Raw genomic sequence first — 11,344 nt, 5'->3', positions numbered from 1 at the left:
GCGGGCAGCTCCAGGCAGAATTCCGCCCCTTCCCAGGGGACCATTGTCCAACAAGCTTCCGCCACTACCTCTATCTCCGCAGGCGAGGGCGAAAGCCTGCCCCTGCCCGCAGGTGTTACGGTGGATGTGCTGTATGCCTCGGCCGGGCAGACGCTGAAGGCTGGCGATGCCATTGCCCGGCTGAACCTGACGGAGCTTCAGGACGCTTTGGAGGCCGCTAACGTCACCCTGTCCCAGCAGCAGGCAGAGCTGGCACAGCTGACCGCCTCCCCTGCCTCGAGCACAAGCACCGCCGATTCCGCCCGGCAAACCCTGACCCGCGCACAGGAGGATTACGCCCGTACCGGGGACCGCACCCAAGCTGCAGTTGACGAAGCGGACGCAGCCCTCACCCAAGCCCTGCAAGCGCAGGACGAAGCGGCCAGCCGGCTGGAAGAGCTTCAAGCACAAACCGATCCGGCCCCCTCTGAGGAGGAATTGGCCGCTGCCCGCCAGACACTGGATGCAGCACAGCAAGCGGCGGAGGCTGCCCGGCAGGCGCTGGAAAACGCACAGAATTCCCGGGAAGATGAGCTGCTGGCTGCCCAGAGAAGCATAGAGGACGCAGAAAGCGCGCTGGCCCAGGCCGAGGCGGCTGATTCCCAGGCCCGAAGTTCAGCTGCGCTGACTGCGCAGAACAACCAGGCACAAGCTGACGCTTTGCAGCTGGAAATGGAAAAAACCGAAGAGAGCATCGCGCTGCTCGCAGCCTGTATTCAGTCCGGCGGGCTCATCTGTGCGGAGCGGGACACGCAGCTGCTGACCTGTAATCTGACGGAAGGCCAGCCCTGCCCGGAGTCCGGCGGGCTGCGCCTTGCCAAAGAGGGCAGTGAACTGGTGGCACAATTCACGCTGCCCTCGGGGCAGGGAGATGAGCTTTCCGCCGGGCAGGCCGTAACCATCACCCAGGGCTCCGCCCGCACGGAAGCCACCGTGCGAACCGTGACGGAAGATTCCGAAAGCGGTACCTTTCATGTTACCGCTGCACTTTCGGAAGAAGCCTCCGGCTTCCGGGCGGGTACGGCACAGGCAGAGCTGATTTTCTCCCGTACCTCCTACAGCGTCTGCCTGCCGGTCTCCGCCATCCGGCAGGATACCCAAGGCAGCTTCGTTCTCACGGTGGAGGAAAGCCGCAGCACCTTCGGCGTGCGCTACACAGCCCGGCGCGTTCCCGTCACGGTGCTGGAGGTGGGCAGCGATGGTCAGTATGCCGCAGTGGAAGGCACCATTGGCGGCAGCGTGATCTCCTCCTCCGACCGGGCGGTAAGCCCCGGCGCCTCTGTGAGGGTTGCACAATGAGGCGGGCCGTCATCGGGCTGGCGATGCTGCTGCTTTTGCTCATCAGCATTATCGGCATGCGCAACGCCAATTCCCTTTCCCAGCGCTGCCGAAGCGTAAGCCTGCGTTACCGGCAGCCTCTCACCACAGAGGCAGTAAGCACCGCACAGCAGCGGCAGCCCGGCCTCACCTTTTGGACGCAGGACAGCGCCCTGCTTCAAACCAGTCTTCACCAAATACAAAGCAACGTGCTGTACTACCAAGGGGATGCCTTTCTTGTGCTGGGGCAGGATTGCTGCTCAGGGGAGCTGCCAGCTCTGCTGGACACTTCCGGCTGCGCCATTTCCACCGCTCTTGCCCGGGAGCTGTTCGGCAGCGAGGAGGTGGCCGGGCTTTCTCTCTTGCTGGAGGATTCCTCCTTCACTGTGCGCGGCGTATTTCAAAGCAGTGAACTGCTGGCGTTGATTCCGCGAAATGACGCCGGGTTCACAGCCGTAGAGCTGCCTTATTCAGAGGATGCCCGCCAAGACCCTGCCGCCTGGGTGGATGTGCAGCTGGCAGCAAGCGGACTGCCGGAACCGGATTGGCAGCTTTACACCGGTCTTTGTTCTGCTCTTGTGAAAATTCTGGCCTGGCTGCCGCTGACATTCGCCTTTGTTGTACTGACTTTCAGCGCGCTTCATAAGCTGGCCAGCTGGACTTTTCCCGCCCGGGACGCCGTGCTGTTTGTGGTGCTGCTGGCAGTGGCTGCAGCACTTCCGGCCCTGCTCGCTGTCTGGCCTTCCTGGTTCATCCCCTCCCGATGGAGTGATTTCTCCTGGTGGGGGCAGACAGCGCAGACACTCGGCCAGCGGCTGGAAGCCTTCCTTCTGGCCCCCGGCATGGGGCGGGATCTGGCAATCAAAACCGGACTTCTGGCGCAGGCTGGAATCGGATTTCTCCAGTGCGTGCTCTGTGAGCTGCTGCGCTGCACGCTGCGGCCGAACACCTGAAAAACGCAATGCCCCGGCTCTTTGCAGAGAGCCGGGGCATTTGTGGTTGTTTGAAACCGATCAGTTATCCTTGGAATGACGCTCGCCGATCTGGAATTCATCGGAATGCTGGAACATGTACAGCACCGTCATGGGGTCCTGGCCGGTCAGCTTCTTGTAGTCGTCGGTGAAGGTATCCATCTTGCCTTCCCGGATGGCCTGGGCAAAGGTGACCATGCCGTCCGAAGAGAAGGGAGCCTCGCTGTCCTTTTTGAACACGCCGTCGGTGGTGCGGGGTACGCCCATGGCGTCGAAGATCTGGTAGTTCTCTTCGTCGGTAATCTCCTGATAGCGCACGCTGTTGCCGGTGGCCTGGTTGCCGTATTCGATGAACTGGGAAATGGTCATCAGCTCGGGACCGTTGATGTCCAGAGTGGCGTGGCTGTATTCCGCGCCGCGATGCAGCGCATAGGCAACCGCCTTGGCGCAGTCCTTGCGGGAAATGTAAGCCATCTTGCCGTCGCCCTGGCTGTTCTTGAGCACGCCGTCCAGCTTCACATAGGTGAAGTAGTTGGTGATCATGGCCTCTGCATACTGAGAGTTACGCAGGAAGATGTAATCCAGACCGGCCTGCTTGATGTACTCCTCGGTGTAGATGTGGTCCTTCTTCTCCACACTGGGGTTGGTCTCGTCGCCCGCGTTCACCAGAGAGGTGTAAACGATCTGCTTCACACCGGCCTGCTTGGCAGCGTCCACCACGTTCTTGTGGGCATTCTGCCGCTTGGCTCCCACGAAGGGCATGGAGATCAGCGCCAGACGCTCGGCACCGGCGAAGGCCTCGGCCAGGCCGTCCGGGCTGTTGAAGTTGGTCACACGGGTCTCAACGCCCATGGCGGCGTATTTGTCCAGTGCCTGCTGGCTGTAGCCGCAGAAAATCAGCTGAGAGGGCTCTTCCAGCGTGAGAAGAACCTCCGCCGCATAGCCGCCCAAATTGCCGTCCACACCGGTCAGTAACAGTTTGCCCATAAGAATCTGCCTCCTTGAGAATATAAGTGTTTGCCGCCCGAATGACCCGGGCGTTCGATTTGTTTTTATTTTAACACCACATTCTCACCGGTTACAAAGACAAAAACGCAATGGGTTATTCGCTTTTCAAATAGGCGGCAAGCTCCTCCACAAACAGGTCCTGCGAGGGATTCTCGCCTGAGCGGTATTTCATTTCCAGCTGGAACCGATGGTGCGAGCCTTCAATGGGAATACGCCGCATCCGCCCGGCATACTCCTGGGGGAAATAATTGTCCGGCACAAAGCCGATGAGACCCTCGGTGAGCATGAGAAACAGCTCGCCGTCCATATCATTGGCGGTACGCTGGATGTTGGGGTAGTAGCCGTCCTGCCGGGCGTGCTCCAGCATCCCCTCATAAGAGCGGCCGATCACATGGGGCGACAGCATCACCAGCGGATAGTGATACAGTTTATCGGTCCGGATGGCATCCCGGCCGAACAGCGGATGCCCCTCGGGCACCAGCGCCTGGTACTCACCCTGATACATGGTCAGCGATTCCAGCTGACCGGTATATTCCGGTTCAAAATCGATGCCGATGACCGCATCGCACCGGCGGACCCAAAGCGCCTTGGAAGCCTCCTTGAAGGTGGCCTGCTCCACATCCACGGCCACGTCCGGGTGCCGGGTCTTGAATCCAGTCACAAAGGGCAGCAGAATCTGCAAATCAATCTTGGAGGTATAGCAAAGGCGCACCGGCAGCGCCGCGTTCCGGTCCAGGGCTGCCAGCCCCTCTTTGATGCGCTGGTACTGCCGCAGCAGTGCCTTGGCATCCTGGTAAAAGCGGGTCCCGGCGGCGGTGGGCTGGATGGGCAGGGTCGTGCGGTCAAAAAGCTTGACCTGCAGCTCCTCTTCCAGACTGTTGATGAACTGGGTCACCGAGGTCTGGGAGATATAATTATTACGGGCGGTTTTTGTGTAGCTGCGGGTTTCGTATAGATCAATGAAATAGGGCAACTTTTCGATCTTCAACGGGCTGTTTCACCTCCCCTTTCCCTGTTCAGTTCCTGGGCTTGCGGGCCAGCGAGGCCGCCATGCGCCGGTAGGTGTGGCGGATGCCTCGGATGGCCACGCTGTAGGCCATGATGTTCTCCGGCAGGGCCATACCCACATAGCCGGAATCGCCAATGTGGTGGATATCGGTGCCGGTCATCTTGCACTCCAGAGCAATCTGGCGGATGGTGGCGGTGTCCGCTCCCTCCTGGGAGGTGCCGATGGCGGTGATGGTCAGGCGGCCCAGGCTGTGGGCATAGCTGACCAGGCCGCGCACATACTCGGTGGTGATGCCGGGCACGGTGCCGGGCGCGGGCAGCAGGATGATGTCGGCCCCGGCCTTGCTGAAGGCATCCACATCCGCTTTGGTGATGATGTTCTCACCACCCTCGCCCACAACGCCGGAGGCATGCATTTTACCGGCTGCCAGCACGATGCCGTCACCCACCTGGGCGCGGATGCTTTCCAGCGAATGCACAATGGCTTCATTGCTCACGCCGTTGCCCGGATTTCCGGTGAGTACAATCAGGTCCACGCCCATCTCCATGGCCCGCTGGGCGTTTTCCGCCGTGGCGTAACGGCCGCGGCTCATGGCCCAGATGGTCTCCTCATTCTGGGCGCACACGGCCGGGTCCACCGGCTCCAGATTGATGCCGATCATCCGGCCGGTGAGCTCCTTCACCCGGCGCACCACATCTTCGGGCCGGGTCTCGGGCAGGCCCATGATGCGAGGCTCCCACACATCGAACATATTCAAAAGCAGCAGGTCCGCCCCCATGGAGGCGGCAAACTCTGCGTTGGTCACATCGCTGAGCAGCGACGGGGTGATGCCGATGGTCTCGGCTGCAAGCACCCGGCCCTCACTGCCTGCAACTGCCTGCAACAGCTCCTTTGCGGTCAGAGAGGCAAGTTCCGCCGGAAGCAGGTCCAACACACGTTTTGTCATAATGATACGCTCCATTCCGCCGCCTGTCTTTTCTGGGCAGCTGATGTTTTCCCGGGAAATATCCCCGGCTGTTTGCTTTAAGTATGCCCCATGGGCTTACGGCTGTCAACCACGCCCCTTTTCTCATGGCAAACGGCCAGATATTTTTCATTCTCTGCTTACCGCAACTTTACAAACTGGTCTCTTTTTTAAGTCTCTGCCTCAAAATTTCCATTTTTCTCCAATACTTTAACAAGATAAACAACTTTTCAACACTTGACGTAACAGTTGTTACGTTATAGAATAGACTGGCAGGGCAAACTACCGGGTTGGCCCGGAGCTTGCTATGCTTATGGAGGCCAACTATGCCCAACGCCCGCAACAGTGAAATCTGCCAGCACACCAAGGATTCCATCGCCAATGCGGCGGTGGATCTTTTGCTGCTGGATGCTGACCTTTCGGTGAGCCTTCTCTGCCGCCAGGCCGGGGTGTCCCGCAATGCTTTTTACCGGAATTTTGATTCCATTGAAGAGGTGGTCGGATATTATCTGCGCTCCCGCTGGATTCGCTACGCATCTTCCCTGCCGGACCGGCGGGACCTGCTGGACTCTCCCGGCCGGTACCTGATCATCTACATCTACGGCCAGCGCCCCCTTCTGCGCAGCCTGCGGCAAAAGCAGATGCTGGGGGTGCTGGAGGAGATGTTCCTGGAGGTGCTCGGCCCGGACAAGGGTACCCCGCCCAGCCTGCGTTACCACCGCAACGGCATGGCCTTTCTGATCTACGGCCTGGTGCGCACCATGATTGAGAACGACTTCACCGAAACGCCGGAAGAGGTGTTCCAACTGATGGACTCTGTCTCCGGCAAATAATTACTTTTCAGAACGTGCGGCTTTTTCATACAAAGCGGCACGTTTTCTTTTGCCCCGTTGTTCGCACAACCGCTCTTTTCGCCCAAACGCTGTATGATAAAAGTAACCTCCAAAAGCAAGATCGCCCCGGGGGATTCTTCCGCATATACTAGGAATACCGGCGCTGCATTCTGCCCGGACATCCTCCACTGAAAGGCGGTATCGTTATGAAACAGCGGCTTTCCCGCGCCCTTCCCTTCGCACTTTTTCCGGCCATTGCCCTTGGCACTGGCTGGCTTTCCAGCACACTCACCCGGTATGGGCTGGAAAATGTCTATCCCACTTTGCTCAAATCCGCCCTTACCCCTCCCGGCTATGTATTCCCCATCGCCTGGACCATTCTGTACATTCTGATGGGCATCGGCATGGCGCTGGTCTGGAACAAGAGTCCCCAGGACCGGGTGCCCACTCTTCGGCTTTGGGGCTTCCAGCTGATTCTGAATTTCTTCTGGAGCATCCTGTTTTTTGGCTGGAACAACCCTCTGGGTGCGCTGATTTGCCTGGCTGCCCTGTTTCTGGCAGTACTTCTTATGGCATTGCGGTTCTACTCCGTAAGCCCGGCGGCTTCCTGGCTGCAGGCACCTTACCTGCTGTGGCTGTTGTTTGCAGGCTACCTGAACGGTGCGGTGTGGTTTTTGAACCGCTGAACCTTCTTTTCTAATAAAACAAACGCCAAAGGCCCCGGGTTCCAGCTGGAACCACGGGGCCTTTGGCTTCTATTACAATGGCTTTTTTGGGGATATCTTACTTGTTCTTGCTTTTGATGTACTCATCAATGGCCTTGGCGGCATGCTTACCAGCGCCCATGGCCAGGATAACAGTAGCAGCACCGGTCACGGCGTCACCACCGGCGTACACGCCTTCACGGCTGGTCAGACCGTCGTCGCCGTTAGTCACAATGCAGCCGTGGCGGTTGGTCTCCAGGCCGGGAGTGGTGGAACGGATCAGCGGGTTCGGGCTGGTACCGATGGACATGATCATGGTGTCCACATCCAGCACGAAGTTGCTGTCCTTCTTCTCCACAGGACGGCGGCGGCCGCTGTCATCGGGCTCGCCCAGCTCCATCTCCACGCACTCCATACCGGTTACGCAGCCGTTCTCGTCGCCCAGAACGCGCACAGGGTTGGTGAGCAGCTTGAAGATGATGCCCTCTTCCTCGGCATGCTCCACCTCTTCCTTACGGGCAGGCAGCTCTTCCATGCCGCGGCGGTACACGATGTAAACGTTCTCGGCGCCCAGGCGCTTGGCGCTGCGGGCAGCGTCCATGGCCACGTTGCCGCCGCCCACAACGGCCACATTCTTGCTCTTCTTGATGGGGGTCTTGCTGCCTTCCTTGTAAGCCTTCATCAGGTTTACACGGGTCAGGTACTCGTTGGCGGAGTAAACGCCCTTCAGGCTCTCGCCGGGGATGCCCATGAAGCGGGGCAGACCGGCGCCGGAAGCCACATACACAGCCTCATAGCCGTAGTCATGCATCAGCTCGTCGATGGTCAGCACCTTACCGATGACCATGTTGGTCTCGATGTCCACGCCCATGGCCTGCAGGCCTTCGATCTCCTTCTGCACAATGGCCTTGGGCAGACGGAACTCAGGGATGCCGTACACCAGCACGCCGCCCGCCAGATGCAGGGCTTCGTACACGGTAACCTTGTAGCCCAGCTTGGCCAGATCGCCGGCAGCGGTCAGGCCGCTGGGGCCGGCACCGATGATGGCCACCTTGTGGCCGTTGGGTTCGGGAACGGTGGGAGCAGTGGTGTTGTGCTCACGGTGCCAGTCGGCAACGAAACGCTCCAGACGGCCGATGCCCACGCTCTCGCCCTTGATGCCGCGAACGCACTTGCCTTCGCACTGGGTCTCCTGGGGGCAGACGCGGCCGCAGACAGCGGGCAGCGCGCTGGAGGCGCTCAGCACCTGGTATGCGCCCTCAAAGTCCTCTTCCGACACCTTGGCGATGAAGCTGGGGATGTCAATGCCAACCGGGCAGCCGGTCTGGCAGGGCTTGTTCTTGCAGCCCAGGCAGCGCTTGGCCTCGTTGACCGCCATCTCGGGAGTGTAGCCCAGAGCTACCTCCTTGAAGTTTTTATTCCGAACGTTGGGGTCCTGGCTGGGCATGGGGCAGCGCTTCGGATCCATATTATGCAATGCCATTTTCGGGTTCCTCCCAATTGTTTTTCAATTTCCTAACGATAAAGAGTTGCTGTGTACGCGGAATTACTGCACTTCTTTCTTGAACAGGTTGCAGTGCTCCTCACGGGCATGAGTCTCGAACTCCTTGTACATGTTGCCGCGCTGCATGGCCTCGTCAAAGTCCACCAGATGGCCGTCGAAGTCGGGGCCGTCCACGCAGGCAAACTTGGTCTCGCCGCCCACGGTCAGGCGGCAGCCGCCGCACATGCCGGTGCCGTCGATCATGATGGGGTTCATGGACACAACGGTCTTCACGTCATACTTCTTGGTGGTCAGGCAGACGAACTTCATCATGACCAGAGGTCCGATGGCGATGACCTCGTCGTAGTTCTCGCCGTTCTTGATCAGCTCCTCCAGGGGGGCGGTGACAACGCCCTTCTGGCCGTGGCTGCCGTCGTCGGTCATCATGATCAGCTTGTCGCTGCAGGCCTTGAACTCATCCTCCAGGATCACCAGGTCCTTGTTGCGGAAGCCCACAATGCTGTGTACCTCGCAGCCCAGCTCATGCAGCTTCTTGGCGATGGGGTAGGCAATGGCGCAGCCCACGCCGCCGCCCACAACGGCTACCTTCTTCAGGCCGTCCAGATGGCTGGCAACGCCCAGAGGGCCCACAAAGTCGTGCACGCTCTCGCCCTCACGCAGCTCGTTCAGCTCCATGGTGGAGCTGAACGAGCTGGAAGATGATGGTCACGGTGCCTGCCTCGCGGTCGTAGTCCGCTACGGTCAGGGGGATTCGCTCGGAATCCTCCTTTGCACGCACGATGATGAACTGGCCCGGCTGAGCCTTCTTTGCCACCAGCGGCGCTTCGATCACCAGCTTGGTGACCGTGGGGTTCAACTCTTTTCGTTCGACAATTTTAAACATTTGGGGTTACTCCTTCGCACAAAAAGGTGCGGCCGCCAGCATCCGGCAGCCGCACCGCGCTGATTGATAAAAAATTTGGCAGGAATTCTTTTTGATCTCTGTCAGATCACAGCCACGCACTCGATCTCCACCAGAGCATCCTTGGGCAGAGCGCCTACCTGGAAGGCAGCGCGAGCCGGGAAGGGCTGCTGGAAGTACTGAGCGTAGATCTCGTTCATTGCGCCGAAGTCAGCAATGTTCTTCAGCAGAACGGTGGTCTTCACCACGCTGCTCATGTCCGCACCGGCGGTGGCCAGGATAGCCTTGATGTTCTCCAGAGACTGACGGGTCTGGCTCTGGATGTCCTCACCAGCGAAGGCGCCGGTGGCGGGGTCTACGGGCAGCTGGCCGGAAACGTAGATGGTCTTGCCCTCTGCCTGGATGGCCTGGGAGTAGGGACCGATAGCGGCAGGAGCCTTTTCAGTGGAAATAGCAGTGTTCATGATTGATTTCTCCTTTTTGGTAAAATACTGTTACGCCTTGTGGCGAATGACCTGGCCATTCAGCGCACCGGTGTGCTTGCCGTGATCCACGGCCACCTGGCCGTTCACAATCACGTAGGCGATGCCGTCCGGGAACTGGATGGGGTCGGTAAAGGTGCCTTTGTCAATGACGGTGTTGGGGTCGAAGATGGTGATATCGGCCCAGTTGCCCACCTTCAGGGTACCGCGGTCGGTCAGGCCCAGCACGCTGGCGGGCTTGGAGGTCATCTTGTAGATGGCCTGCTCCAGGCTCATCAGCTTCTCTTCCCGCACATACTTGCCCAGGATGCGCACGAAGCTGCCGTACAGGCGAGGATGAGGCTTGCCCGGGCAGAGCAGGCCGTCGGTGCAGGCGTTCATCTCAGGGCGCATCATGAAGCGCTTCACGTGCTCTTCAGTGCCGTAGAAGTCCACCATGCCCACGGCGTTCTCCTCTTCCATCAGCAGGTCGAAGGCGGCGGTGTAGGGGTCCACACCACGCTTCTCGGCCAGCTCCACGATGGACAGGCCCACCGCGTCGGCGTTCTTCTCGGTCTTGACGCTGGTCACATAGATGTTCTCGAAGCCGGCGAAGTCCACGAAGTTATCCCAGCCGGGGATGCCGTGCTCCATATCATAGACCATCTTCTTGCGCAGCTCGGGGTCGGCCAGACGGGCCACCGCCTTGTCGGTGCCGCCGTCGTGTACCCAGGGAGGCAGGATGGCGCCCATCATGGTGCTGCCCGCCACATAGGGGTACTGGTCGAAGCTGACGGTGATGCCTTCCTTCTTGGCCTCCTCCAGCAGCTCCAGAACCGCGTCGATCTTATCCCAGTTCTGCTTGCCGCAGACCTTGAAGTGGCTCCAGTGTACCTTTACGCCGGACTTGCGGCCGATCTCGATGACTTCCTTCATGCTGTCCAGAATGGTGTCGGCCTCGCTGCGCTGGTGGATGACGAACACGCCGTCGTACTCGGCCACCACTTTGCACATCTCAATGATTTCCTTGCTCTCGGAGTAAGCGCAGGGAATGTAGATCAGACCGGTGGACAGACCCATGGCGCCCGCTTCCATCTCACGGCGGGTGATGGCCTTCATCTTCTCGATCTCTTCATCGGTGGGCAGGCGGTTGTCCAGGCCCATGGCCTCCATGCGGATGTTGCCGTGGGGCACCAGGTACATCTCGTTCAGGCCGGGGTGGGCCTTCTCGATCATCTTCAGGTAGTTGTCGGTGGTCTCATAGGTCCAGTCGATCTCGTCGGTATCGCCGTCCAGACCGGCCAGGTTTTTGCGCCAGGGGCTGATGTACTGGGTGGGCAGCGGAGCCATGGACACGCCGTCCTGGCCCAGCAGCTCGGTGGTGATGCCCTGCATAACCTTGGGCAGCACCTGGGGCCGCAGCAGCACATCCAGGTCGCTGTGGCTGTGGGTGTCGATGAAGCCGGGGGCCACGGCCAGGCCCGCCGCGTCGATCACCTGATCGGCAGGCTCGGTGATGGTGCCGATGGCGGCGATCTTGCCGTCCTTCACCAGCACATCGGCGTTGATGCTGGCAGCGCCGGTGCCGTCGATCACGCGGCCGTTTTTGATGAGCATAGTAGACATGGGTCAA

10 protein-coding genes and 1 pseudogene are annotated in these 11,344 nt (G+C 59.8%); 4 read left to right on the top strand and 7 right to left on the bottom strand.

Annotated features, from left to right (window positions below):
* Nucleotides 1–120 precede the first annotated feature (120 nt).
* Complete coding sequence (locus PH256_RS01060; RefSeq protein ID WP_270912636.1) at nt 121–1,338, top strand: hypothetical protein; 1,218 nt, start codon at nt 121–123, stop codon at nt 1,336–1,338.
* Complete coding sequence (locus PH256_RS01055) at nt 1,335–2,309, top strand: ABC transporter permease (protein WP_270912635.1); 975 nt, start codon at nt 1,335–1,337, stop codon at nt 2,307–2,309. Before PH256_RS01060 ends, PH256_RS01055 begins: the two co-directional genes overlap by 4 nt.
* Nucleotides 2,310–2,369: 60 nt before the next feature.
* Here PH256_RS01055 and PH256_RS01050 read toward each other — a convergent pair whose 3' ends face one another.
* From PH256_RS01050 to PH256_RS01040, 3 genes are all read right to left on the bottom strand, one after another.
* Nucleotides 2,370–3,314, bottom strand: a complete 945-nt coding sequence (locus PH256_RS01050; RefSeq protein WP_270912634.1) for an NmrA family NAD(P)-binding protein — start codon at nt 3,312–3,314, stop codon at nt 2,370–2,372.
* A gap of 115 nt (nt 3,315–3,429) precedes the next feature.
* On the bottom strand, nt 3,430–4,323 hold the full coding sequence (locus PH256_RS01045) for a LysR family transcriptional regulator (protein WP_270912633.1): 894 nt from the start codon (nt 4,321–4,323) through the stop codon (nt 3,430–3,432).
* Between the two features lie 28 nt (nt 4,324–4,351).
* On the bottom strand, nt 4,352–5,290 hold the full coding sequence (locus PH256_RS01040) for a DUF7916 family protein (protein WP_270912631.1): 939 nt from the start codon (nt 5,288–5,290) through the stop codon (nt 4,352–4,354).
* A 344-nt stretch (nt 5,291–5,634) separates the two neighbouring features.
* Between PH256_RS01040 and PH256_RS01035 the strand changes: the two genes are divergently transcribed.
* Nucleotides 5,635–6,141, top strand: a complete 507-nt coding sequence (locus PH256_RS01035) for a TetR family transcriptional regulator (protein WP_270912630.1) — start codon at nt 5,635–5,637, stop codon at nt 6,139–6,141.
* A 206-nt stretch (nt 6,142–6,347) separates the two neighbouring features.
* Nucleotides 6,348–6,827: a TspO/MBR family protein gene (locus PH256_RS01030; protein ID WP_087185421.1), complete on the top strand. Its 480-nt coding sequence runs from the start codon at nt 6,348–6,350 to the stop codon at nt 6,825–6,827.
* A 97-nt stretch (nt 6,828–6,924) separates the two neighbouring features.
* On the opposite strand, the gene gltA is transcribed toward PH256_RS01030, so the two are convergent.
* The 4 genes and pseudogenes from gltA to PH256_RS01010 form a co-directional block, all read right to left on the bottom strand.
* A complete protein-coding gene (gltA, locus tag PH256_RS01025) occupies nt 6,925–8,328 on the bottom strand; it encodes an NADPH-dependent glutamate synthase (protein WP_270912629.1) in 1,404 nt (467 codons plus the stop codon).
* A gap of 63 nt (nt 8,329–8,391) precedes the next feature.
* Nucleotides 8,392–9,232: pseudogene (locus tag PH256_RS01020) on the bottom strand (sulfide/dihydroorotate dehydrogenase-like FAD/NAD-binding protein).
* Between the two features lie 101 nt (nt 9,233–9,333).
* A complete protein-coding gene (locus PH256_RS01015) occupies nt 9,334–9,714 on the bottom strand; it encodes a RidA family protein (RefSeq protein ID WP_058966309.1) in 381 nt (126 codons plus the stop codon).
* Between the two features lie 30 nt (nt 9,715–9,744).
* Complete coding sequence (locus PH256_RS01010) at nt 9,745–11,337, bottom strand: N-acyl-D-amino-acid deacylase family protein (protein ID WP_087185393.1); 1,593 nt, start codon at nt 11,335–11,337, stop codon at nt 9,745–9,747.
* Nucleotides 11,338–11,344: the final 7 nt, after the last annotated feature.

Source organism: Allofournierella sp. CML151 (genome assembly GCF_027853465.1).
Classification (GTDB): domain Bacteria; phylum Bacillota; class Clostridia; order Oscillospirales; family Ruminococcaceae; genus Allofournierella.
The sequence above is the reverse complement of the archived record's forward strand: the minus strand, read 5'-3'. Positions and strand labels throughout refer to the sequence as shown.